Genomic DNA, 23,008 nt, shown 5'->3' on the forward strand with positions numbered 1-23,008 from the left:
TGCTGAAGTATAAGCCCGAAATGCTACACGACGGTGAAAAAGGAGGTAAAGAGAAGTTACCGGAAAACCGGTGACAGGCACCATTTTCCGGGAAATGTTTCGAGGAAAACGGGCCTGTTACTCATGACGCTTGCTCGAGCCGCTCTGCATGCCACTAGCGCCTGCATCTACCCCAACGGCAACTGCCGGGGTCAGATACCGTCTTGTTTTGCAAGGCCCGAATTCAAAAAATTCGGGTCGAATGGCTTGCCAGAGCAAACCACGCCGTAAATCAAATGAACCAGCTTGCGCATGACGGCGCCGGTGACGGCCTTGGGAGCCATGCCATTGGCGCTCAGGCGCTCGGCAAAGGTCTTCAGCAAGTTGTTGTACCGCTTGGCGACCATGCCAGGCATGTACAGTGCACTACGCAGATCATTGTTGCCGATCTTGCTCATGCTTGTCCGACCGCGCACTGATGTTCCAGAGCTTTTTTGCTTTGGACTGACTCCAATAAATGCCGCAAGTGCCTTGGCCGATCCGAAGCGCCTAATGTCACCAATGTGGCCTAGGACCTTAGCTATCGTAGTGCTGCCAATGCCCGGAATACTGCGCATCAGATCGGCGTCATGTTTCAGGCCAGGATGCCTGTCGATGTGATCGTCGATCTCCTTTTCCAGCTCGGTGATCTTTTGATCGAGCCATTTTACGTGCTCATCGACGTTTTTCACCAAGTCGGCCTGACCGGCAAAATCATGAGCTTCCATCCGGTTCTTTTCCTGTTGCCTGATGTCCTTGAGCGCAAGCAGCCGATCGCTCAAACCCTTGAGTTCACGCTGTTCCTTTGGAGGTGGCACCCAAACTGGCGGCCTCTTCGCAGCACAGAACCGGGCGATCAGCCCGGCGTCAATTTGATCGTTTTTGTTGCGGATGTTTTCGGACTGCCCAAAACCTTTGATGCAGCCTGGATTGATGACGCTCACCATAATGCCCGCATCGTGCAACCACAGAGCAAGCGGCTCGCTATAGACACCGGTCGCTTCCAGACACACGTGAGCGCTGTCTGGAGAGACCTTCTGCTTGACCAACCATTCGACCAGTTCCTGGTAACCTTCCAGCGTATTGCTGAGCGTCTTCGATTTCGCTTTGCCACTGACCAGCAGAACAATATCGAGCTTCTTCTTGCTCACATCAACGCCAACTACCGGGGTTACTGCCATTTCCATCATTTCCTCTCTCGTATGCGGGCTTAGCGTAAGAACGCCGTCCCAAGATACCGTACGGACTTCAATGAAAAAACAGGCAAGGCCACCTATCTGACCCACAGGCTCGAAGCCTTAATCCCGAGCGGTGTGTCCTTGCCTGGCCGGAACTGCAGCGGAAGTATCCACTGAATTGTCGGTACGCTCAAGATACGAGACCCGACGGGTCTGACCCCAGATTTTGCGGTTGGGGTTGGCTTATCTGAGCGGCATCTGTGCCTGTCACCGGTTCCACGTGGCGCAAACCGGGCAGCCGCCCGCGCGCCCCACGCCGATGCTGGTCCACTCCATGCGCAAGCCGTCGAGCAGCAGCAGCCGGCCGGCCAGCGAGGTGCCGATGCCCATCACGATCTTCAGGGCCTCGGCCGCCTGGGTGGCGCCGACCACGCCCACCAGCGGCGCGAACACGCCCATCGTCGAACACGCCACGTCCTCGAACGCCTGGTCTTGCGGGAACAGGCACGAGTAGCACGGCGCCTCGGCGCTGCGCGGGTCGAACACGCTGACCTGGCCGTCGAAGCGGATCACGGCACCGGAGACCAGCGGCACGCGTGCCGCCACGCAGGCGCGGTTGACGGCATGGCGTGTCTTGAAGTTGTCGGTGCAATCGAGGACGACGTCGCTGGCGGCGGCCAGTTCGGCCAGGCGCGCATCGTCCACGCGCTCGATCAGCGCGGTCACCCGCACGTCCGGATTGATCGCCGCGATCGCTTCCTTTGCCGACAGCGCCTTGGGCTGGCCGATGCGCGCCGTGGTGTGGGCGATCTGGCGCTGCAGGTTGGTCAGGTCGACCTCGTCGTCGTCGACGATCGTCAGGTGGCCGATGCCGGCCGTCGCCAGGTACAGCGCGGCGGGCGAACCGAGGCCGCCGGCGCCGATCACCAGCACCCGCGCGCCGAGGAGCTTCTGCTGGCCCTCGATGCCGATCTCGTCGAGGAGGATATGCCGCGAATAGCGCAGCAGCTGTTCGTCGTTCATGCGCGATTATTTTGTTTGCAAGGACGGCGCTTCCAGCGGCGCGGCGTTGGGCGGCGTCGCTTTCGGCGGCGCCACGTGCGAGGGCGGCGCCTTCTTGTCTTCCGGCTTGACGGTGTCGGTCTTGGTATCCGGCTTGACGAGAATCTCGGCAGCGCCCTTTTCCGCCGGCGTGTCGGCCTTGGCCAGCTTCACCGGCAAGCCCTTGAAGTGGTTCAGCGCCTGGGCCAGCTGGAAGTCTTCCCGGGTACCGTATTCGACCGGCTTCTGCTTCTTCGCCAGCGCCAGCAGGCGCTGCTCTTCTTCCAGTTCGTCGTGGCGCACGGGGCGGGTTTCCTTGTCGTCGCCGGACAGGTGCTTCTGCAAGTCCGCCTCGCGCAGGCGCAGGCTGTTCAGGCCATCGCCTTCGGCCGTTTCATCGACGTGCACGTCCGGCTCGATGCCCTTGGCCTGGATGGCCCGGCCCTTCGGCGTGTAGTAGCGCGCGGTCGTCAGCTTGACGGCCGTGTCGGCGGTCAGCTGGCGCAGCGTCTGCACCGAGCCCTTGCCGAACGTGGTGCTGCCCATCACGGTGGCGCGCTTGTAATCCTGCAGCGCGCCGGCGACGATCTCGGAAGCCGACGCGGAACCGGCATTCACCAGCACCACCAGCGGCACGGTCTTCACCGCCGCGGGCAGCCTGGCCAGCGGGTCGCCCGGGTGGCGGCCGGCATAGTATTCGGGCCGCGCATAGAAGGTCTGTTTCGAATCGGCCAGCTGGCCATTGGTGGAAACGACCACCGAATCCTTCGGCAGGAACGCCGCCGACACGCCGATCGCGCCCGGCACGACGCCGCCCGGATCGTTGCGCAGGTCCAGCACGATGCCCTTGATGTCCGGCGTCTTCTCGTACAGCGCCGCCAGTTTCTTGACCATCTCCTCGACGGTGGGCTCCTGGAACTGCGAGATGCGCAGCCACACGTAGCCGGGCTCGACCAGCTTCGCCTTCACGCTCTGCACGCGGATTTCCTCGCGCACGATCGGCACGATCAGGGGCTTGTCCTCGCCCTTGCGGGAAATCGTCAGCACGACCTTGGTGCGCGGCTCGCCGCGCATCTTCTTGATCGACTCGTCCAGCGACAGGCCCTTCAGCGGCACGTTGTCGATGCGGGTGATCAGGTCGCCGGAGCGGATGCCCGCCTTGAACGCCGGCGTATCCTCGATGGGCGAAACCACCTTCACGTAGCCATCCTCGGTGGAGACTTCGATGCCGATGCCGACGAACTTGCCCTGCACCGATTCGCGCATTTCGCGAAACGCCTTTTCGTCCAGGTACACCGAATGCGGATCGAGCGACGACACCATGCCGGCGATCGCTTCCTGCAGCAGCTTCTTGTCGTCCACGTTTTCAACGTAGTCGCTCTTGATCAGGCCGAACACATCCGACAGCTGGCGCAATTCTTCCAGCGGCAACGGGGCGTCGATCCGCTGCGCGAGCGCGGAAAAGTTCATGGAGGCGGCCACGCCGGCCACCATGCCCAGGCCGATCAGGCCGATACTCTTGAGTTTGTTACCCATTGATGTTCCACTGAGGTACTACGGAGGGTCGGCCAGCGAGTCGATATTGCATGCGCTCCCCCCAACTGCAAGGACTGGGGTCGAGCTGCGCATACGGCACGCCTGCAATCAACGCTTGTCAGAACTTCACCCACTCGGCGGGATCGAACGCCCGGCCCTGGTGGCGCAGCTCGAAGTATAAACCCGATTCCTCGTTGCCACCGCTGTTGCCGGCCGCGGCGATGACGTCGCCGCCCTTGACCACGTCGCCGGCACGCTTGAGCAGCGACTGGTTGTTGCCATAGATGCTCATGTACTGGCCGCCATGGTCGACGATGATCAGGTTGCCGAAGCCGCGCAGCCAGTCGGCGAACACGACACGGCCCTGGGCCACGCTGCGGATTTCGGTGCCCTCGCCGGCGAGGATGAAGACGCCCTTCCAGCTCGGGCCGTCGCCGCGCTTGCTGCCGAAGCGGGCAGCCACGCGGCCGGACACGGGCGCGCGCATCTGCCCCTTCAGGCTGGCGAACGCGCCGGCCGGCGCGGCGGGCGCCAGCGCCACGTCCGCCGGGCGGGCCGCGCCCTCGTCGCGCGGCTCCGGTTTCACCGGTTCGCGCTGGGCGATCTTCGGTTCCGGTTTCGGCTCGGGCGCGGTGTCCGGCCTGGAGTCTGGCTTGATATCGGGCCTGGACTCGGGCTTCTGGGCGATCCTCGGCTCCGGCTTCTGCGCCGATTTCTGTTCCCTGCGTTCGCGCGCCAGCCGCTCGCGTTCGGCCTTGGCCTTGGCCGCCGCCAGGGCCCGGGCTTCCGCTTCGGCTTTCGCCCTGGCCGCGCGTTGCGCAGCCAGCCGTTCCTGGCGGGCCTTTTCCGCCGCGGCGGCGCGGGCCTGTTCTTCGATCAATTTGTTGAGGCGGTTGACCAGCGCGCCCATGCGCTGTTCGTCGCGCTCGATGCGCCCGACCTCCTTGCGCTGCGTGTCGAGCTTTTGCGACAGGCTCGCCACCAGTGCGGCATGCCGGGCCTTCTGTTGTTCCAGCAGCGTTTTCTGCTGGCTTTCTTCCTCGGCGATTTCCACCAGCTCATCGCGCGCATTCTGCGCCTCGGCCTGGTTGGTTTCCACGGCCGCCAGGTTGGTGCGCAGCGATTCGATCAGCTGCGCCTGCGCCTGCGAGACGTAGGACATCAGTTGCAGGTCGCGGTTGATGCGGTTCGGGTTGTCGCCGGACAGCAGCAGCTTGATCCGGTCTTCGTTGCCGGCCACGTACTGCTCGCGCAGCAGCCGGGCCAGTTGCCCCTTCTGGCTGGCGATCGTGCCGGCCAGCCGCTCGCGTTCGGTCGACAGTTCGGTGATCTTCGCCGTCGTGGCGGCCGTTTCGTCGGCCAGTTCGCGCAACTGGCGATTGGCGTTCGAGATCGCCTGTTCGGACTCGGCCAGCGTGTCGGCCGCGTCCTCGCGCGCGCTTTCGGTCTGGCCGATGTCGCGCTTCAGGGCATTGAGTTTTTGCTGCAGCGCGGCGCGCTCCGCCTCGGCGGCGGCTTTCTGCTTGCTGCGGTTGGTCGGCTGCTTGGCTGGCTGCTTGGATGGCGCGGCGGCAAGGGCCTCGCCCCCGCCGAATCCCGGCGCAAGTGGAGCGATGGCCACGGCCGCAGCCACGCCGAGCGCGGCAAACCAGGCGCTGGCGCGCCGCGAACGGTGAACTGGCATCGAGCGTTACTTGGCCTTGCCCTGGTTGGCCACCGCGGCTTGCGCGGCGGCGATCGCATCCGCATCGCCCAGGTAGTAATGGCGGATGGGCTTCAGGTCGGCGTCCAGTTCGTACACCAGCGGCTGGCCGTTCGGAATGTTCAGGCCAACGATTTCCTCGTCGCTGATATTGTCCAGCATCTTGATCAGGGCGCGCAGGCTGTTGCCGTGGGCCGAGATCAGGATCTTCTTGCCGGCCTTGATCTGCGGGGCGATTTCCTCGTTCCACGCCGGCAGCACGCGGGCCACCGTATCCTTCAGGCATTCGGTCAGCGGGATCTGCTCTTTCGGCAGGCCGGCATAGCGCGGGTCGTTGAACGAAGCGCGGTCGTCGCCCTCTTCCAGCGATGGCGGCGGAATATCGTAGCTGCGGCGCCAGACCAGCACCTGCTTGTCGCCGAACTTGGCGGCGGTCTCGCCCTTGTCCAGGCCCTGCAGGGCGCCATAGTGGCGCTCGTTCAGGCGCCAGTCGTTCTTCACCGGCAGGTACATCAGGTCCATTTCATCGAGCGTCAGCCACAGGGTGCGGATGGCGCGCTTGAGCACCGAGGTGTAGCACAGGTCGAACGTGTAGCCTTCGCGCTTGAGCACTTCCCCGGCGGATTTCGCTTCCTTCACGCCTTTCTCGGTCAAGTCCACGTCGGTCCAGCCGGTGAAACGGTTCTCGAGATTCCACGTGGACTCGCCATGACGCATGAAAACAATTTTGTACATAGAGCAATCTTCTCAGGAGGGTAGGATAGGAAATCGTCGGCCGGGGCCGTTGTTCGTCTTCTATTTTATAATGCGCGGATTGACTTCAACCAATGGAAGCTAAGTGAAATTCATCCTCGACCATATCTTTCTCGTTGGCATTGCCGTGTTGTCGGGCGGCGCGCTGCTGTGGCCAGCGCTCACGCAACGGGGCAAAAGGGCGACGCCGCAGCAGGTTACACTGTTGATAAACCGCGCCAAAGCCACCATTGTGGACGTACGCGACGCCGCCGCCTTCGGTGAAGGCCACCTGCCCGATGCACGCAATATCCCGCTGGGGGAACTGGCCAAGCGCAGCGGCGAGCTGGACAAATTCAAGAACAGGACGGCCGTGGTCGTCTGCCAAAAAGGGACGCGCGCCTATGGCGCCGCAAAGATTCTGGAAAAGGCGGGATTCGCCGATGTGGTCGTTCTCGACGGCGGCATCGAAGCGTGGAAAACCCAAGGGTTGCCGATCACCAAGTAAAGAAAGGATTACCGCCATGACCGCTCAAGTAACCATGTACACCACCGCCATCTGCCCGTACTGCATCCGCGCCGAGCGGCTGCTGGAAAGCAAGGGCATCAAGAATATCGACAAGATCCGCGTCGATCTCGATCCGGCGCAGCGCCAGGTGATGATGCAGAAGACGGGGCGCCGCACGGTGCCGCAGATTTACGTGGGCGAAACCCACGTCGGCGGCTTCGACGACCTGTATGCGCTGGACCAGGCCGGCCGCCTCGATCCGCTGCTGAATGGCTGACGATTTACGTCGATTAATAAAAATGCAACGCGGGGCAAAAAAAGGCTGTTCCGCATATTTGTTTTGCTACAATTGCCCACGCGTTTGATCCAGGCCAGCACAACCGGCTCGGGGCGGACGACGATAATCATCTGTCCAATTCATTGAAAGCGTTCCATGTCTGACGAAAACCTGCAACCCGTATTCCAAATCCAACGCGTCTACCTGAAAGACATGTCGCTGGAACAGCCGAATTCCCCGGCAATCTTCCTGGAACAGCAAGCTCCGTCGATCGAAGTAGCCCTGGACGTGGGCGCCGTGCCCCTGCAGGAAGGCATCTTCGAATCCACCGTGACGATCACCGTGACCGCCAAGGTAGCCGACAAGGTGGCGTTCCTGGTGGAAGGCAAGCAGGCAGGCATCTTCGAAGCACGCAACATCCCGGCCGAACAGCTGGATCCGCTGCTGGGTATCGGTTGCCCGAACATCGTGTACCCGTACCTGCGCGCCAACATCGCCGACCTGATCACCCGTGCCGGTTTCCCGCCAGTCCACCTGGCCGAGATCAACTTCGAAGTGTTCTACCAGCAGCGCCTGCAGGCTATCGCCGAACAGCAAGCCAAGACCGCCGAAGGCACCAACACCGTTCAGTAATCGCTGAACCGGGAGCGGCCGGGGGCATCCCCGGATTGAATTCCCGCAGCCGCTTCTCCCATTCAAAGGCCCATTGTGGCCTTTGATCATTTTGGACGAAAGTTTTTAGCAATGAGTATTACCCGCTTGATAATAGGAGCCGCTCTGCTGCTGAGCACCACCAGCTGGGCTGCCGATTACAAGACGGTTGGCGCGGCGCCCGCCGTGCTGTACGACGCCCCGTCCACCAAGGGCGTCAAGCTGTTCATCGTGCCGCGCGGCGCGCCGCTGGAAGTCGTGCTGACCTATGGCGACTGGGTCAAGGTGCGCGACATGTCCGGCGACCTGGCCTGGACACCCGCGCGCGGCCTCTCCTCCCGCCGCAACGTCATCGTGCGCGTACCGAACGTGAAGGTGCGCACGGCCGAGGATGACACGTCCGCCGTGGTATTTACGGCCGACAAGGGCGTTCTGCTGGAGCTGGGCGAGCCCGGCGCGAACGGCTGGGTCAAGGTGCGGCATCGCGATGGCTTGAACGGCTTCGTGCGCAGCAGCGACGTCTGGGGTCTTTGATACCGCCGTGGCGGTATCGCTGATATTGGATACCGAGACGGCGATGTAAGGCGTTTTTGGATACCGCAACGGCGGTATCGGGGTTTTTTGATACCGCCGCTGCGGTATCCGGGGTATTCGACATGCAAGAGAATCAAGCGAACCGGCGCCGTATTACCGTACTGGGCGCCGGTGCCTGGGGCACGGCCGTCGCCATCGCCGTGGCCGCGCGCCATGACGTGCTCCTGTGGGGCCGCAACGCCGATGCGATGGCCGACATGGCTGCCGCACGCGACAACACCCATTACCTGCCCGGTTTTCCCTTTCCGCCGGCATTGCGCGTGACAGCCGATTTCGACGAGGCCGTTGCCCACGTGCAGCGCGACGGCGCTGCCGATGGCGAGGAGGGCTTGCTCATCGCAGCCACGCCCGTCGCCGGCCTGCGGCCCTTGCTGCACAGCCTGAAGGGGCGGCCGATCCCGAACCTGGTCTGGCTGTGCAAGGGGTTCGAGTACGAAACAGGCTTGCTGCCGCACCAGATCTTCCGGGATGTGCTGGGCGACGAGATCGCCGGCGGCGCGCTGTCGGGTCCATCCTTCGCGCAGGAGGTCGCGCGCGGCCTGCCCTGCGCGCTGACCATCGCTTCGACCTCGGCGGCATTGCGCGACTGCGTGGTGGCCGTGGTGCACGGCGGTACGATGCGCGTCTATTCAAGCGACGACCTGATCGGCGTGGAAGTCGGCGGTGCCGTGAAGAACGTGATGGCCATCGCCACCGGCTGCGCGGACGGCATGGGCCTGGGCCTGAATGCCCGCGCCGCGCTGATCACCCGCGGCCTGGCCGAAGTGACCCGGCTGGGTACCACGCTGGGCGGCAATATCGAAACGTTCATGGGCCTGACAGGCATGGGCGACCTGATCCTCACGTGCACGGGCGACCTGTCGCGCAACCGGCGCGTGGGCCTGGGCCTGGCGCAAGGCAAGGCGCTCGATACCATCGTGGCCGAGCTGGGGCACGTGGCCGAAGGCGTGCCATGCGCCAAGGCCGTGCGCGAACTGGCCGCCCGGCTGGGCGTCGACATGCCGCTCACCAATGGCGTGGCATCGATGCTGTTCGATGGCGTCAAGCCGGAAGCGCTGGTGGCCCGGATGCTGGCCCGCGATCCCCGTGATGAGACACTTGCGCCCGCTTCAAAGTAACTCTTGATTCAGTCCAATTAACTTACCAAAAGGCATGATAGACTTGACGGATTAGCTTGCACGTTTGTCATCATGCCTGCGCGATTCCCCACTTTCCGTGCCAATCTGCCGGCGCACAGCTTGCTTGTCTCGCGGTGCGCCGGCATTGCTTTTACGGGCGTCCAGGCTCCGCGAACGCCTTGCACTGCTATGCCTGCCGACGGCCGGCTTTTCCTGCCCAACTGCTGACCACGATTGGAGAAATCGTATGGAAACCCTGCATCCATGGCACCTGGACTTCTCGAAGCCACCGGAACCGGCACTGGAATTGCGGTCAGCGCCGGTCGTCAGCCTCGTGCTGCCGTGCTTCAACGAGCAGGAGGTATTGCCGGAAACCACACGCCGCCTGGTGGTCCTGCTGGACCGGCTCAAGGCCGAAGGCCGCGCGGCACCGGGCAGTGCGATCTATTACGTGGACGACGGCAGCAGCGATTGCACCTGGCGCCTCATCGGCGAATATGCGGCGGCATTCCCCACCGTCTGCGGCATCAAGTTGAGCCGCAACCGTGGGCACCAGAATGCCCTGCTGTGCGGCCTGCTGACGGCGCCCGGCGAAGTGCTCGTCAGCCTCGATGCCGACCTGCAGGATGATCTCGACGCCATTCCCCGCATGCTGGACGATTACCGCGCCGGCAGCGAAATCGTCTACGCGGTGCGGCGCTGCCGGGCCGTGGACAGTTTCTTCAAGCGGTGCAGCGCCGAAGGCTATTACCGGCTGCTCGCCTTGCTGGGCGTGCAGGTACAGTTCAACCATGCCGACTTCCGCCTGATGAGCCGCCGGGCGGTTGAAACGCTGCGCGACTACGAGGAAACCCACCTGTTCCTGCGCGGGCTGGTTCCCCAGCTCGGCTACCGCACGTCCGTCGTCGAATTCGATCGCGCGTCGCGCTTCGCGGGCGAATCCAAATATCCGCTGCGCAAGATGCTGGCCCTGGCCTGGGAAGGCGTTACCTCCTTCACGGCTTCTCCGCTGCGGCTGATCACCGGTGCCGGCGTCCTGGTATCGCTGGGCAGCCTCTTGCTGACCGCATGGGCGCTCGGCATCCGCCTGTTTACGCACGAGGCGGTACCCGGGTGGGCCTCCGGCGTCATCCCCATGTACCTGCTGGGCGGCGTGCAGCTGCTCAGCCTGGGCATCATCGGCGAATACCTGGCCAAGGTCTATGAATCGACGAAGAAGCGGCCCCGTTTCCACGTCGAGGTCGTGTGCGGCAACAGCTTCAGAAAGGACACGCCATGAGCCGGCTTCCCGCTGCGCTGGTGTCGAAAGTGCCCGCTGCGGCATCGGCATGCTCCGCCATCGTTTACTTCGCGTTCAGCGAAGGCTTCCACAATTACCTGGCGACGCTGTGGCAGGCGGTGCGCACTGTCGCGGAGCATCTGCGGTGAGCGCGTTTCTTTACCTGCTGCTGTGTGCCTGGACCGCGGCTGCCGTAGCGCGCCGCTTCGCCGCCGAACGGGGCCTGGTGGCGGTCACCGTGTTCTTCGGTGCCATGCTGCTGCCCTTCCATGCCCTGGGGTTGCTGGAGTTGATGACCGGCTGGCCCGGCGCTTCCGTCGGCCACGCGGCACTGCTGCTGCTGCTGGCAGTGCTGGCGCTGCGCCTCGTCCCTGCCATGCCGGCCGGTTTCTCCTGGCCACGCGGGCAGCGCGAATTCCTCCCATGGCTGACCTTGGCTGTTTTGACCCTGGCTGTTTTCCTGCTGGCCGGTGTGCTGCTGGCCTTCGGGCGGCCCCAGGGCTACGAGGTGATGGCCTATCACCTGCCCCTGTCCGTCGACTTGCTGCAAACCCACTCGCTGATGGGATGGGACCGCAACTTTCCCCATACCTTCCCTGCCAATGCCAGCGTGCTGTGGGCGGTCTTGCTCGACTGGCTGCCGGAACGGCTCGTGTCAAGCGCCGACCTGTTGCTGCTGGTGCCACTGGTGATGGCCACGTACACGCTGTGCCGGCAGGCCGACGCCGATCGCAAGGCGTCGCTGTATGCCTGCTGCGGCCTGCTCGGCGTGCCGATGGTCGCGTTTTCATCGGTCGAGCTGGGCGCCGATATCGGCGGCATGGCCTTCGCGGCGCTGGCGATGTGTTTCGTGCTGTCATCGCTGCGCCCACCGCTGGCCATGGCCCTGGCCGGCCTGTGCATGGGACTGGCGATCGGCTTCAAGAGCCTGCACCTGCTGAGCGCCATGGCCGTCGGGCTGGTGGCCTGCGCACGCGGCCGCACCCTGGCCGGCGCACTGCGCAACGCGGCCGTGTTCGGCACGGTGGCAGCGCTGGCGGGCGGCTTCTGGTTACTGCGCAACGCGATCGTGCTCGGCAATCCGCTGCATCCGGTCGGCGTACCGCTGATCGGCAAATGGATGGGCTGGCTGCCGGCGCCGGATTTCGACCTGTCGCTGCGCCAGGTGACGCAACTCGAATGGGTCAGCAATACCTGGCAGTGGCTGGTCTATCCATGGATGGAAACGCAGCACTACGGCCAGAACTTCAAGCACAGCTCGGGCTTGGGTGCCTTCGTCGCCACGGCCATTCCCGGCACGGCGGTGGCGCTGGCCGCCGCGGCGGTGCGCGATGGCCCGCGCCTGCACCGGGTGCGCCTGTCGCTGCTGTTCGCGGTCCTGTTCATCGTGGCCGCATGGTTCCTGCTGGGCGACCGGCAGCCGCGCTATGTGCTGGGGGCATTGCCGCTGGCACTGCCACTGTTGGCATGGGTCGTCACGCAAGCCACCGGCCAGTGGCGCCGGGTGTTCGATATCACCCTTGCCGTGTGCATCGTGGCGATGCTGGGCGTGTTTCTGTCGCGCCAGGCGCTGCAGTTCGGCGACCGTATCGTGCTGTCGCGGCAGACGGCGCGGCCGGCGTTCTATGAATACCCGCCGCTGCTCGATGCGTTGCCGGCCGGGTCGACGATCCTGAATACCGCCGACCGCAGCTGGCACTATCCGCTGTTCGGCGCGGCGCTGTCGAACCGTGTCGTCAGCATGCCGGAAGCACGGCGAATGATGGGATTGCCACCGAGCCTGAGCGCGCCCCGCGGGCTTGCGCTGGCGGCCGCGCCATTGCGCGCAGCCGGCGTGACACATGTGTTCGTGACGGGAACCAGCGTGACAGCCGGCGCTTGCCTGCAGCTGGACAACGTCGCGCAGCTGGACCGCAATCCCGTCAACGGCATGCCGCTCGGCAGCCCGCGCACACTGTATGCGGTGCGCTACCTGTGCCCGTGACGCGGCATGGACCGGGAAACGGGCGGGTCAGCTCTTCAGCACGATCGTCAGCAAGGCCACCGAATCGGCTACCGCTTTCAGCGCATGCGGCGTTGCCCCGGCGAGAAACAGCATTTCGCCGCCATGCAGCGTCGCCGTGCGGCCATGCGCCTCCACGGCGATTTCGCCGGACAGGCATTGCAGCGTGATTTCTCCCTTGACCCAGTGTTCGGGCATGGTTTTCCCGGTGGGCAGCACCAGGCGGATCAGTTCGATATCGTCGGTCTTGGCCAATGCGATCGAAGAAAACTGCGAGCCGTCTTCACCGCTGCGCTGCAATGCGATGACCTGGCCGGAAGAAGCGTGTTGCAGAGCCATGAGCACTCCCGTGATTGAACGTTGTGCTCATCTTATCAAACCGGCAGGGGATGCCGCGCTGCATTGAACTGGCCGGTCAGCTGGGTCAGTTCGCCGGCGCCAGCGCCCGGGCATCTTCCTTGAGGACGCCGCACGCGATCAGCGCGTCGATATCCTTGGCCCGGCCGCGCAGCGACCGGGTGGCCGACTGCGCCAGCACGTCGCGCCAGCGCGCTTCTTCCGCCGCGTCGCTGGCCTGCCCCGCGCCGGGAACGGAGTCTCGCGCGGCCGTGTGCTTGAGCGACGACAGCGTGAGGGGCCAGCGGGTTTCCTTCGGCGCATACGCCATCCGCGCCGTCAGCAATTGCTCCATGCGCCCGGCGGCCGCCTTCATCGGCTCCGGCGCGGGCGCGCCGCTGGCATGCAGCTGGAGGATTTCCCTGGCCGCCGCCATCTCCGGAATGATGAAATCCTTGAGCAGGTAGTAGTACCTCACCTGGGCCGCCGCCGCCGCCATGCCGGCCTGTTTCACAGCTGCCTGCTTCACTGTTGCCTGCTTTGCGCCGGCCTGCCCGATGGCGGCTTGTTTCATGGCCTGCGCATTGCGATCGTTCGCCTGCTCCGCCGCACAGCCATCCTTCATCGATTGCACCACTTCGTTGTCGAACGCATGGGCCACCGATGTGACCGCAACGGCTTCGCGCACATCTTCGTGGAAGATCACCAGCAGCCGCGCCAGTTCGGCCTGCACTTGCGCGTCGAAGCCGGAACGCTGCCTGTCGACCTTCTTCGACAGCGCGGCCAGCTGGCTTGCCGCGGGATCCCGGCAGGTTTCGATCAGCTCGCCGGTAAAGGTGAATGTATTGCTGCCCAACAGCTCCTGGCATTGCTGGTAAGTGGCGGTCAGCTCATCGAGGTTGGCGGCGATGTTGCCGACATTCGCCGCCGCATTCGGCGGCCTGGCCTGCGACGCGTCGATGGCGTTCTTGCCGAGGAAGAGCGAGCCGGCGCCGCCGGCGACCACCAGGACGGCGGCGGCAAGCAGGACCAGCTTGAACTTGCCGGAAGCCCTGGCTTCATGGCCATAGAACACGCCGCGCACTTTCGGCTGCTGGCCGATGTGGGCAGCGATCGTTGGCCAGCCCCAGACCGCCACCGAGGACTGGCCGGCGGCCTGCCGGCTGGCGCTCAACCCGGCCGCATGCGCCTGCAATCCGGCATCGCCGGGCCCTGCCGACAACAGGATGAACTCATCGGCCGGATGGGGGAAGTCCGCCGCCTCCGCCAGCGCCATGTCGACATCGGCCGGGGTCAGCGGCTGGCCATAACGCTCGGTGCGCCCCTCGATCCGCAATGCCACCACCCGGCCATCGGCCAGCTTCGCCCACGCATCCACGCCATTCTTGCGCTGGCCCGCGCTGCCCCAGCGGCGCAGGCGGGTCGCGTAGATCTCGGATAACAGGGCGATGGACAAACGCTCGAAATCCTGCCAGTTCGAGGGACGGGCAAAATCGTTTGCGGCGGAAGAGGTCATGTAGTGCTCCGGAACGTTCGGCCCGTGCTGTCGACTTCCATGATGACTTTTCCAGGCCTTGAAAAGCACGGATATTAGCAGGCGTGGCTGTCCAGCGATCGCTGCACGAGCCACGATGGCGGGACTGCGCGCCTGCGGCCGGGATCAGCCAGTGGTCAGCGGCGAACTGCTGGCGTCGTAGGCAGACCAGGTATTGCGCCCGGCTTCCTTGGATTTGTAGAGCGCGATATCGGCGCACTTGTAGAGCCGCTCGGCGCTGTCCTGCTCTTTGGCATAGCCTGCCACGCCGACGCTTGCGCTGATGTGCATCGTGTGCTCGCCATGGATGACCGGGGTGGCGATGGCGGCCACGATCCGCTCGCAGATATCCTGCACGACCGCGGGTTCGTAGCCCGGCGCCAGCAGGATCGCGAACTCGTCGCCGCCCAGGCGCGCAACGAGGTCGCCTTCCCTCACGACCGACCGGAGGCGCTCCGCGGCAGTGACGAGCAGCGCATCGCCGGCATCGTGCCCCAGCGTGTCGTTGACCGACTTGAAATGATCGAGGTCGACCAGCAGCAGGGCGAACGGCTGGCCGCCACGCGCCGCCTGCGCGGTCATCCGGCGCAGCGTATCGTTGAACAGGCGCCGGTTCGGCAGGCCCGTCAGCGTATCGCCATAGGCCAGCTCCTCGAGCCGCGCCTGGGTCGCCCGCAACTCCGCTGTGCGGCCGGCGATGATCGCTTCCAGTTCGCGCTTCTTCCGGCGCAGCAGCGAGGTACGCGCCTGCATCAGCAGCACGAGCAGGAGAAGCACGCACAGGCCACCCAGGACGCGCACCCAGTCTTTCTGGTGCCAGGCGGGCAGCGCGACGACTGGCACGCGCAGGATGGCGTCCGCTCCGTCGCTTGCCGTGCCACGCAGTTCGAGCGTGTATTTCCCCGGCGGCAGGTTGGTGTAGCCCGCCCGGGGTGGCACGGCGCTGGTTTCGATCCAGTCCCGGTCGAAGCCATCGAGCCTGTAGGCATACTGGCGGTAGCCGGGCGGCGCAAAATCGAGCGCGGAGAATTCCAGAGCGATGCCGCGCTCCCGTTCTTCGGGCGCGATCCGCAGCGGCAAGCCGGTGCCCCCGTTCGACGGCACCGATGTCATGCTCCTGCCACCCAGCGACACCTGCGTGATGGCCATGGAAGGGCGATAGCCGGGCCGCTTCAGGTGCGCCGGCCGCAGGACCGTCACGCCGGCAACGCCGCCGAACACGATATCCCCGGCTGGGGTCCGCACCCCCGCGCCGGTCCAGTAGGCCGAAATCTGCAGGCCGTCGGCAATGCCGAGTTTTCGTATGACGAACGTATCGGCATCGATTCCCGCTACGCCGTTGTCGGTACTGATCCAGATCCGTCCAGCCGCGTCCAGCACCAGGGCATTCACGCCGTTGTCGGGAAGACCTTCGGCGGTGCCGAAGCGGCGGAACCAGTGCCGTCCCTGCGCATCGGTGCGTTCCAGCACGGCGATGCCGGCCGAGAAGGTGGAAACCCACACGCGCCCCCTGGTGTCCTGGATGATCGACGACACATAGTGGCCCGGCGTGTCCGGCTGGGCGGCGGGATCGAGCGATACCCGCTCCACGGCGTTGGTCCTGGTATCGAGCCGGGCCAGGCCCGCCATGGTCCCGACCCAGACGCTGCCATCGTCCAGTGCCCGGATTGCCGTGACACGGGAATCGCCCAGCGCACGGTCTTCATGACGGATGACCTGCGCCGATCCGTCCGGCGCCATCTTCAGGCCCCAGATACCGTCCAGCCCGCCCAACCACAGCACGCCGTCGTGCCAGGCCACGCTCCAGGCCGGACTTGCGCCGGGGCGCCCGGCTATATCGATGCGCCGGATGTCGCGGCCGTCCGCCGTACTGCGAAACACACCGTGCTGGGTAGCGATGAACACCGTGTCCCCGGGACCATTGGCCATCGCCAGGACACGGCTCTTCGGCAGCCCCCTGGTTCGCGTGCCGGTCGCCGGCGCGAATTCCCCCATTGCGCCCCGGGTCGGGTCGACGATCTCGATCCTTCCCGCCATGACGCCGAACCATACGCTGCCATCCGGCCGTGCCAGCAGGCTCGGTACGTCGAGCTTCCCCGGGCTTCCCAGCGAGCGGATGGTAATGATGCCGTTGGTGCGCGGGTCGTGCTGGCTGAGGCCATCCATCGTGGCGACGAATACCTGCCCGCTGTGGTCGCGCAACATTGCACTGACATCATCTTCGATCAGGCTGTCCGCGATTTCCGCATGGTGCCGGATACGGCGCGTGCGGCCGTGCTCGACGTCGACCTCGACGATTCCACCGCCTTCGGTTCCCAGCCATACCACGCCGGCGGTCTTCTCCACGATGGAATAGATCCGCTCGTTCTGCAGGGTCGACGGGGCCGGCGACTCGCCTACCACGACCGGGCCCTGGCGGGAATCGCCTTGCATGAAAGCGCCATTGGCACGCGTGCCGATCCAGACCCTGCCGGCGCTATCCTGGTAAAGCGTGCTGATCGTTGGCTGGCCGGCGCCTTCGACCGGCAGGCGCACCGGCACGAGCGGCTGGTCATCCGCGCTGCGCCGCCATAAACCCTTCTTCGTGCCGATCCACAGCGTGCCACTGCGATCGCGCAGCAGCGACTCGATGCCACTCTTGACCAGCGCCATGCTGTCGACCTGGGGAGCACCGCTGTGCGCGCCGTGCACCACACCCGCGGCATCGATGCGCTCCAGCCCCGCGCCGGTGCCAACCCACATGCCGCCTTTGCCATCCTCGGCCAGCGAGGTGACCTGCACATGGCTCAGGCCGCCCTTCCCCACCCCGACGGAAATGAAGTTGTCCCGCGCGGCGTCGTACCGCGCAATGCCGCCGCTATTGGTGCCGATCCACAGGCGGCCGGTGCTGTCGACGCGGAGGTTGAGAATATAGCTGTCCAGCAGCGAACCGGATTTTCCGGGCGCCGCCTGATAGCGCCGGAACTGGAAACCGTCCCAGCGCATCAGGCCGGTCTGCGTACCGAGCCAGATGAACCCCTGCCGATCCTGGGCCAGGGAGGTGCCCACGCCCAGCGATGGGGCCTTGTGGTGGAGAAACGACGTATGGGCCAGCGTGGACCACGGCGCGGGCGCTGCCGCGTGAACGATCCCTGGAAGCCAGGGCAGAGCCAGCAGGGCAAGCAGGGTCAGGCAGCTGAAAAATCGGCTCAGATAGGGCATTTGAACATTTTTGTTTCCACTTGGAATCATCATATACCGTATTCGTGCCGATCGCGCGTGCCGAGGGTGCGAATGCCACAGTCTGTGGCGGCAATGCTGGTCTGCCACTTCGCAAAGTGTTGCCGGTTCCGACATGAAACCTGAGCATAGCGCAGTCCGGTGCGAGGCCGCGGCATGGCAGGCGGGGCGAACCGGCATCACAGGAGGCAAAGGTTCTTGTGATCTCCTGTCGGGCTTCAAGGTATGCCGCCGCGGCCAGAATCACGGGTTTCCGACAACCTATCCGGGAGGCCGTGAAAACAAAAAAGGGCACATGCAAATTTGCATGTGCCCCTCGATGTCAAGCCTGATGCCTGGTGCCGGCTGCCGGTTTCGAACTGGCCACCTGATGATTACAAATCGTTGGAATTTTGTTTTTCGATGTATTGATTTGGCTGCCAGAAAACCGCCTCCTCATAGGGGATTCGACAAAATCCAGATGCTTTTATGCCAAATATTGATTCCTATGACTTCCCTTATTTTGCTAGACTTTGCCTACATGGTGCCTACACGGAAGGCGGCAGCAAATGGCGAAGGTCAATTTCACAGCGGCCAGGGTGGGCAGTTTCGAGTGCGAAGCTGGCAAACAGCAGAGCATATTCTGGGATGCCAAAACGCCCGGTCTCGGCTTGCGTGTCACCGCCAGCGCCTCCCGGTCTTACATCTTCGAAACTCGCCTGAACGGGAAGACTCTCCGAGTCACCATTGGCGACACTCGTACTTGGACGGTAGGTAAAGCCCAGGCTGAAGCTACGCGCTACAAAGCATTGACCGACCAAGGCATTGACCCGCGCCAAGTGCGAGCAGCCCGGCAAGCGGCCCAAGAGGCGACTAAGGTGGAAGCCGCTGCTGCTGCGGTGCGCGACTCCGTGACCCTTGGTGCTGTCTGGCCGGTTTACGTCGCGGAGCGCACCCCGCATTGGGGAAAGCACCAGATAGCGGCGCACAGGAAAATAATTCAAGCTGGTGGCGAGAAGCGTAAGCGTAGCCCAAAGCTTACCGAGCCGGGCCCGCTGGCGACGCTGGCCAATGTACGCCTGATCGACCTGACGGCCGTGCATGTGGAAGCTTGGGCCAAGGCAGAGGCTTTGGCGCGACCGTCCAGCGGCCGGCTGGCCATGCGCCTGCTAAAAGCTTGCCTCAACTGGTGCACGCTACACCCAAGCTATTCCGTTATCGTGACCACGAACGCAGCGAAGAGCACCAAGGTCCGGGAGATACTGGGCAAGCCGAAAATGAAGCACGACCTATTACAGCGCGAGCAACTGGCCGCCTGGTTCGGGGCCGTCAAACAAATTGGAAATCCAGTCATCGCTGCCTATCTGCAAACTCTGCTGATTGTCGGCGCACGCCGCGAAGAACTAGCCAGTTTGCGCTGGGACGATGTCGATTTTCAGTGGTGCAGTATGAGGCTGAGCGACAAGATGGAAGATTTCCGTATGGTCCCGCTCACGCCGTATGTCGCGCAAATACTGTCCGCGCTGCCGCGCCGAAATGAATGGGTGTTCAGTAGCCCGGCTGTGAAGTCTGGACGTTTGGCCGAGCCGCGCATTGCTCACAATGAGGCGGTGGCCGTTGCCGGGTTGCCGCACTTGACATTGCATGGCCTGCGCCGCAGTTTCGCGACGCTGAGCGAGTGGACCGAGACGCCGGCCGGAATCGCGGCCCAAATTCAGGGGCATGCACCGCAGGGCGTGCGCGAACAGAATTACATTCGACGCCCGCTGGACCTGCTGCGCAAGTGGCATATCAAAATCGAGGGATGGATGCTGGAACAGGCTGGCGTGGACTTCGTACCAGCGCCAGCAGGATTGCGAGTGGTAACGTCCGGCTGACCGCATCCGTCACGATTTATAGCGCCAGTCTAGTTTTAGCGGACGAAAAACCGGCTCCTTCACCGGCCTGACTGGTGCCCCAATTCATGAAGACCGACACCTGAAGGGGTGGCAATGGATCAAGAAATCGTGATGATACTTCGGGATGTCGCAAGGCGCCTGGCATGGGAGTCGTCTGACGTTTCAGCAAAGTGGGAGATGGATGACTATGCGGCCGGCTTCGTGACAGCGAAACTTCGGGCACTCCACCAGCAAGACAATTCGGGGGCGGCACTTATTGCCGAAGCTGAGCGTATCGTCTGGCGAACGGTTGAGAACGGCCAAGCATTTAACGAGCCTACCTCATCTTTGATACCCACTTCCGAGCCATGGAAATCACTTCGCCTGGAACTGGCACACTATTTCGACATGCCGCTATTGGCGCTCCCGACGGAATTGCAGGAGCGCGTCAAGTCCAGTTTTTATCCTTTCCAGTGGGACGAGTTGGCACCGGAGAATAGGGAAAAACTGGCCTTTCAGTCCGATAGCAAGAATGATCCGGCCAAGGAAAGCGAGCGACAATACTGGCGGGAGCTTGGTTGCAAGATTGATGAGATAGAGCAGGAGATTGCCAAATGGACGGCCATGGATCATAAAGGTGTCCCGAGCGAAGCTGCGCTGCAAGATGAACGTCTGCTCTTACTCCGGGCGCAGCTTGATGAATTGAAGAAGAGCTGGCTCCGGCCATTCATTAAAACGACAACTGAAGATTCTCCCTTGCCGGAAGCGAGTGCGAAAATGTCGCCCGTTGAACGTAGAAAAGCTCTGGATATTTCTCGAGAACGCGGGTGCCGACGACGCATCATCGAAAGTTGGAACAATATCGAGATGACACACGGACCGCGTCCTGGCGCACGCCAGGTTTTAAGGTATTTAAAACTAGATAAAGATGATGTTGAGCCACAGCTCAAAACCGTTCAGAATCATCTGATCGAATTGCGCAAGGAGGGGCTTATTCCTTGAAAAATTCCCGGGAAATTCCCGGTTGCATCCTAGTTTCCCGTGAGGCTCAGCGCGGCAATATAGGATAGGAGAATCTGCCCATCAATTCCATGAAAGGGAAAGATGATGCAGACAATTCAACTGCCGCCAGCCTTGGCAACAGTCGCCAATGGCCGCGACCACATAACAACGGCTGAGTTCGCGCACGCTATGTGCCGAGCAACCCAGACCGTCCTCAAGAACCACTGCCTTACCGGCGAATGCTTCGGCATCCGTCCAATCAAGCGCGGGAAATTACTACTCTGGCCTGTTGCCGCTGTCGCCAACATCTTGAACGGCGGTGCGTAATGGCGCGCCTACAACCTAAGCCAATAAAGGAAAAGGCCAGTCGCCACCAAGCAGAACCGGACCTCTTCGAAACGGCAAAAACTCCCAAGCGTTCGGCACCGGCCATAATCCACTGCCTGCACGCTGCCGCACTGCGCTTACTGACACCGCCAATGGCCGACCTGCCGCTGATGCTGGCGTTGGCGTTGGCGTTGGCTTACGCAGCATGTAGAGGATTCGTATGACTGATTCACTGTTTTTGCGGCTCAAGAGTTTGAACACTCGTACCGTGCGTGGTGTCACGTCGCCAAAAAACATCATCAAGGTGGCGGCCATGCACAACCTGCGGGAGTTACAGGCTGAATTGGGTGCAAGCGCAGCCAGTGGAATCAACCCTGCGCGAACGGCCCTAAACTACATGTTGCGGGGCCCTACTACTGCCGCCGGCGTGGCCGAGCAGGCGCAGGCTCTGCTCGGCCACGCCGGCGTCAAGAAACTGCGTCGCGATGCCGTCATGGCGCTGGAACTGGTCTTCAGTCTTCCGACTCACAGCGCGGTCGGGCATCGCGAGTATTTCATCGCCGCCGTTGCATGGGCAGGCCACTTTTTCAAAGTCCCCATCATCAGCGCCGTTGTCCACATGGATGAAGCCGCACCGCATTGCCACGTCCTGCTGCTGCCCTTGGTCGCCGGTCGGCTGCAGGGTGGCGCACTTGCTGGCGGTCCCAAAAAAATCAAGAAGATGCTGGCCGACTTCCAGCAGCAGGTTGGCCAACGCTTCGGGTTGGTGCACCAGCCACGCGCAAGGCGGCTCGGCAAGCCGACCAGCGACGCGGCTGGGCATGCGGTGCTGGAAGCATTGAAATCGCACCCGGAGCTTTTAAACGAACCTGCCGTGTGCGATACGCTGATTGCTGTGTTGGGTCAGCACCATGAGATTCTGATTCCCTTGCTGGGCCTGAAGCTGCCGGTACTGGCAAAGCGCAAGGCAAAAAGCTTCGCGGCCATCATGACGGCACCGTGCAAACCAGAGCGAAAGACGCGAGCGTTCAAGTCTATAGATGTTGCGGAGTCGATGTGTATAGATGTTGTCTCAAGCAGCGCCGATACTGGCCGCCAAAATTCGACAACATCTATGCTCTGTATAGACGTTGCCCCCATGCCGGTTGCGGATATGCTGGACGAAGTGGCATAGCCAGCGATGGCTGAACTGGACATGGAACTGGCAGCGCAGCAACGTTGCGATGGCAAAGCCGACCTGCCGGGCGCAGGAGAGTCCAGCGCATTTTGTCATCACTGGAATTCGATGGTTGCGGATATGCCGCATGAGGCGGCATATCCGGCAATGGCTGATTTGATTGCGCAATTGCAAGAACTGGACATGGATGCCCCGTATTACGTCATGCAGTAATACCAGATGAGGGGAGCGAAGCAGTATCGCGGCCAGCATACAAATTACATCATGATGTAATCGGCGCGGCAGATTCGGGGACCCAGGAGCTGAATCGTCCCGAACGAGCGCGCCATCATCTGCCTGATCGGCGTACTGATGTTCGAGCAGAACGACGAGTGGTCGCGGCGACGACGTTACGTGCAGCTCGGAGGACTGTAAGTCTTGGGTGACTGTCGGCCAGCTCGGCTGTCTGTCGGATGAAGCGACACGACAGAAGAAGTCGCTTTCGTTGGCCTCGTTACCACATTTGACTTTCGCTCGCCGGTTAGTAAGCCTCCCGGCTAGTGCAGAAGGTGATGTTCGCCTGCGTCGGTTACATTCTCGGTTACACCCCGCGGCGTGCTTTTCCCGGTGTAACTTCGCATCCAGCAAGCGCTCTCCAAAACCTTCAGAGAAAAGACCACGGGCGCACCAGCAAGGGGCCAATGACGGCGATCCTGCCGCTGGACGAGCACGGCCAGCAAAAGACATGGCTGTTGACCGGGTGGGAAGAAGGCAAGCCCGATGGGGTCGGCGGGGTTGGTGCCCAATCCAGCACTACACAGAACGCCCTATCTTTAGTCGTGGCGACCTGGGAGCGAGCTTGCAAACCATTTACTGCAACCGTGTGGCGCCGTAAGCGCGAGGCCGCCCCTGAACGACAGTAAGCGTGAAGCCAGTTTGACA

General features: G+C 63.1%; 21 protein-coding genes. 13 read left to right on the forward strand and 8 right to left on the reverse strand.

The window, feature by feature from the left end:
- Window positions 1-191: 191 nt before the first annotated feature.
- The 5 genes from EYF70_RS27350 to gpmA all read right to left on the reverse strand — a co-directional run bounded on the left by EYF70_RS27350 (window position 192) and on the right by gpmA (window position 6,210).
- Window positions 192-1,208 carry an IS110 family RNA-guided transposase gene (locus EYF70_RS27350; protein ID WP_229420588.1) on the reverse strand — a complete coding sequence of 339 codons (1,017 nt, stop codon included), beginning with the start codon at window positions 1,206-1,208 and terminating at the stop codon, window positions 192-194.
- 255 nt (window positions 1,209-1,463) lie between these two features.
- A complete protein-coding gene (locus tag EYF70_RS27355; protein WP_131148183.1) occupies window positions 1,464-2,219 on the reverse strand; it encodes a HesA/MoeB/ThiF family protein in 756 nt (251 codons plus the stop codon).
- A gap of 6 nt (window positions 2,220-2,225) precedes the next feature.
- The gene (locus EYF70_RS27360; RefSeq protein ID WP_131148184.1) at window positions 2,226-3,773 is read right to left on the reverse strand and encodes a S41 family peptidase; all 1,548 of its coding nucleotides are present in this window, start codon (window positions 3,771-3,773) and stop codon (window positions 2,226-2,228) included.
- A 118-nt stretch (window positions 3,774-3,891) separates the two neighbouring features.
- On the reverse strand, window positions 3,892-5,457 hold the full coding sequence (locus EYF70_RS27365; protein WP_131148185.1) for a peptidoglycan DD-metalloendopeptidase family protein: 1,566 nt from the start codon (window positions 5,455-5,457) through the stop codon (window positions 3,892-3,894).
- A gap of 6 nt (window positions 5,458-5,463) precedes the next feature.
- Complete coding sequence (gene gpmA, locus EYF70_RS27370; protein WP_131148186.1) at window positions 5,464-6,210, reverse strand: 2,3-diphosphoglycerate-dependent phosphoglycerate mutase; 747 nt, start codon at window positions 6,208-6,210, stop codon at window positions 5,464-5,466.
- A 103-nt stretch (window positions 6,211-6,313) separates the two neighbouring features.
- Here gpmA and EYF70_RS27375 point away from each other — a divergent pair, with 103 nt between their 5' ends.
- The 8 genes from EYF70_RS27375 (at window position 6,314) to EYF70_RS27405 (ending at window position 12,618) form a co-directional block, all read left to right on the forward strand.
- Window positions 6,314-6,715, forward strand: a complete 402-nt coding sequence (locus EYF70_RS27375) for a rhodanese-like domain-containing protein (protein ID WP_131148187.1) — start codon at window positions 6,314-6,316, stop codon at window positions 6,713-6,715.
- A 16-nt stretch (window positions 6,716-6,731) separates the two neighbouring features.
- The gene (gene grxC / locus EYF70_RS27380) at window positions 6,732-6,992 is read left to right on the forward strand and encodes a glutaredoxin 3 (protein WP_131148188.1); all 261 of its coding nucleotides are present in this window, start codon (window positions 6,732-6,734) and stop codon (window positions 6,990-6,992) included.
- Between the two features lie 156 nt (window positions 6,993-7,148).
- Entirely contained in the window at window positions 7,149-7,625 is a 477-nt protein-coding gene (gene secB / locus EYF70_RS27385) for a protein-export chaperone SecB (RefSeq protein WP_131148189.1), read from the forward strand.
- A 111-nt stretch (window positions 7,626-7,736) separates the two neighbouring features.
- Window positions 7,737-8,177 carry an SH3 domain-containing protein gene (locus tag EYF70_RS27390; protein ID WP_131148190.1) on the forward strand — a complete coding sequence of 147 codons (441 nt, stop codon included), beginning with the start codon at window positions 7,737-7,739 and terminating at the stop codon, window positions 8,175-8,177.
- Between the two features lie 122 nt (window positions 8,178-8,299).
- Window positions 8,300-9,355: an NAD(P)H-dependent glycerol-3-phosphate dehydrogenase gene (locus EYF70_RS27395; RefSeq protein WP_131148191.1), complete on the forward strand. Its 1,056-nt coding sequence runs from the start codon at window positions 8,300-8,302 to the stop codon at window positions 9,353-9,355.
- Between the two features lie 247 nt (window positions 9,356-9,602).
- Window positions 9,603-10,634 carry a glycosyltransferase family 2 protein gene (locus EYF70_RS27400; protein ID WP_131148192.1) on the forward strand — a complete coding sequence of 344 codons (1,032 nt, stop codon included), beginning with the start codon at window positions 9,603-9,605 and terminating at the stop codon, window positions 10,632-10,634.
- Window positions 10,631-10,783, forward strand: coding sequence for a hypothetical protein (locus tag EYF70_RS31200; protein ID WP_165497801.1), 153 nt, complete (start codon window positions 10,631-10,633; stop codon window positions 10,781-10,783). Before EYF70_RS27400 ends, EYF70_RS31200 begins: the two co-directional genes overlap by 4 nt.
- Entirely contained in the window at window positions 10,780-12,618 is a 1,839-nt protein-coding gene (locus EYF70_RS27405; RefSeq protein ID WP_131148193.1) for a hypothetical protein, read from the forward strand. Before EYF70_RS31200 ends, EYF70_RS27405 begins: the two co-directional genes overlap by 4 nt.
- Before the next feature lie 27 nt (window positions 12,619-12,645).
- Here the strand turns inward: EYF70_RS27405 and EYF70_RS27410 are convergent, their stop codons facing one another.
- From EYF70_RS27410 to EYF70_RS27420, 3 genes are all read right to left on the reverse strand, one after another.
- The gene (locus EYF70_RS27410; RefSeq protein ID WP_131148194.1) at window positions 12,646-12,975 is read right to left on the reverse strand and encodes a cupin domain-containing protein; all 330 of its coding nucleotides are present in this window, start codon (window positions 12,973-12,975) and stop codon (window positions 12,646-12,648) included.
- Window positions 12,976-13,060: 85 nt separating this feature from the next.
- Complete coding sequence (locus EYF70_RS27415; protein ID WP_131148195.1) at window positions 13,061-14,488, reverse strand: hypothetical protein; 1,428 nt, start codon at window positions 14,486-14,488, stop codon at window positions 13,061-13,063.
- A 144-nt stretch (window positions 14,489-14,632) separates the two neighbouring features.
- Window positions 14,633-17,707 (reverse strand): ligand-binding sensor domain-containing diguanylate cyclase, encoded by a 3,075-nt coding sequence (locus tag EYF70_RS27420; protein WP_165497802.1) that lies wholly within the window; start codon window positions 17,705-17,707, stop codon window positions 14,633-14,635.
- A 566-nt stretch (window positions 17,708-18,273) separates the two neighbouring features.
- Between EYF70_RS27420 and EYF70_RS27425 the strand changes: the two genes are divergently transcribed.
- From EYF70_RS27425 to EYF70_RS27450, 5 genes are all read left to right on the forward strand, one after another.
- Window positions 18,274-19,581: a tyrosine-type recombinase/integrase gene (locus EYF70_RS27425; RefSeq protein ID WP_131148197.1), complete on the forward strand. Its 1,308-nt coding sequence runs from the start codon at window positions 18,274-18,276 to the stop codon at window positions 19,579-19,581.
- A gap of 114 nt (window positions 19,582-19,695) precedes the next feature.
- Entirely contained in the window at window positions 19,696-20,583 is an 888-nt protein-coding gene (locus EYF70_RS27430) for a hypothetical protein (RefSeq protein WP_131148198.1), read from the forward strand.
- A 547-nt stretch (window positions 20,584-21,130) separates the two neighbouring features.
- The gene (locus tag EYF70_RS27440; RefSeq protein WP_131148200.1) at window positions 21,131-22,084 is read left to right on the forward strand and encodes a plasmid recombination protein; all 954 of its coding nucleotides are present in this window, start codon (window positions 21,131-21,133) and stop codon (window positions 22,082-22,084) included.
- A gap of 6 nt (window positions 22,085-22,090) precedes the next feature.
- Entirely contained in the window at window positions 22,091-22,300 is a 210-nt protein-coding gene (locus tag EYF70_RS27445) for a hypothetical protein (protein WP_131148201.1), read from the forward strand.
- A 467-nt stretch (window positions 22,301-22,767) separates the two neighbouring features.
- Window positions 22,768-22,989 (forward strand): hypothetical protein, encoded by a 222-nt coding sequence (locus EYF70_RS27450; RefSeq protein WP_131148202.1) that lies wholly within the window; start codon window positions 22,768-22,770, stop codon window positions 22,987-22,989.
- Window positions 22,990-23,008 lie beyond the last annotated feature (19 nt).

It is taken from the genome of Pseudoduganella albidiflava (assembly GCF_004322755.1).
Taxonomy (GTDB): domain Bacteria; phylum Pseudomonadota; class Gammaproteobacteria; order Burkholderiales; family Burkholderiaceae_D; genus Rugamonas; species Rugamonas albidiflava.

Bases quoted from the DNA above. Each gene is read 5' to 3' on its own strand.
- EYF70_RS27350 (WP_229420588.1), bottom strand. From the start codon at position 1,208: ATGATGGAAATGGCAGTAACCCCGGTAGTTGGCGTTGATGTGAGCAAG.
- EYF70_RS27355 (WP_131148183.1), bottom strand. From the start codon at position 2,219: ATGAACGACGAACAGCTGCTGCGCTATTCGCGGCATATCCTCCTCGAC.
- EYF70_RS27360 (WP_131148184.1), bottom strand. From the start codon at position 3,773: ATGGGTAACAAACTCAAGAGTATCGGCCTGATCGGCCTGGGCATGGTG.
- EYF70_RS27365 (WP_131148185.1), bottom strand. From the start codon at position 5,457: ATGCCAGTTCACCGTTCGCGGCGCGCCAGCGCCTGGTTTGCCGCGCTC.
- gpmA (WP_131148186.1), bottom strand. From the start codon at position 6,210: ATGTACAAAATTGTTTTCATGCGTCATGGCGAGTCCACGTGGAATCTC.
- grxC (WP_131148188.1), top strand. From the start codon at position 6,732: ATGACCGCTCAAGTAACCATGTACACCACCGCCATCTGCCCGTACTGC.
- secB (WP_131148189.1), top strand. From the start codon at position 7,149: ATGTCTGACGAAAACCTGCAACCCGTATTCCAAATCCAACGCGTCTAC.
- EYF70_RS27390 (WP_131148190.1), top strand. From the start codon at position 7,737: ATGAGTATTACCCGCTTGATAATAGGAGCCGCTCTGCTGCTGAGCACC.
- EYF70_RS27395 (WP_131148191.1), top strand. From the start codon at position 8,300: ATGCAAGAGAATCAAGCGAACCGGCGCCGTATTACCGTACTGGGCGCC.
- EYF70_RS27400 (WP_131148192.1), top strand. From the start codon at position 9,603: ATGGAAACCCTGCATCCATGGCACCTGGACTTCTCGAAGCCACCGGAA.
- EYF70_RS31200 (WP_165497801.1), top strand. From the start codon at position 10,631: ATGAGCCGGCTTCCCGCTGCGCTGGTGTCGAAAGTGCCCGCTGCGGCA.
- EYF70_RS27410 (WP_131148194.1), bottom strand. From the start codon at position 12,975: ATGGCTCTGCAACACGCTTCTTCCGGCCAGGTCATCGCATTGCAGCGC.
- EYF70_RS27415 (WP_131148195.1), bottom strand. From the start codon at position 14,488: ATGACCTCTTCCGCCGCAAACGATTTTGCCCGTCCCTCGAACTGGCAG.
- EYF70_RS27420 (WP_165497802.1), bottom strand. From the start codon at position 17,707: ATGCCCTATCTGAGCCGATTTTTCAGCTGCCTGACCCTGCTTGCCCTG.
- EYF70_RS27425 (WP_131148197.1), top strand. From the start codon at position 18,274: ATGGCGAAGGTCAATTTCACAGCGGCCAGGGTGGGCAGTTTCGAGTGC.
- EYF70_RS27430 (WP_131148198.1), top strand. From the start codon at position 19,696: ATGGATCAAGAAATCGTGATGATACTTCGGGATGTCGCAAGGCGCCTG.
- EYF70_RS27440 (WP_131148200.1), top strand. From the start codon at position 21,131: ATGACTGATTCACTGTTTTTGCGGCTCAAGAGTTTGAACACTCGTACC.
- EYF70_RS27445 (WP_131148201.1), top strand. From the start codon at position 22,091: ATGGCTGAACTGGACATGGAACTGGCAGCGCAGCAACGTTGCGATGGC.
- EYF70_RS27450 (WP_131148202.1), top strand. From the start codon at position 22,768: ATGACGGCGATCCTGCCGCTGGACGAGCACGGCCAGCAAAAGACATGG.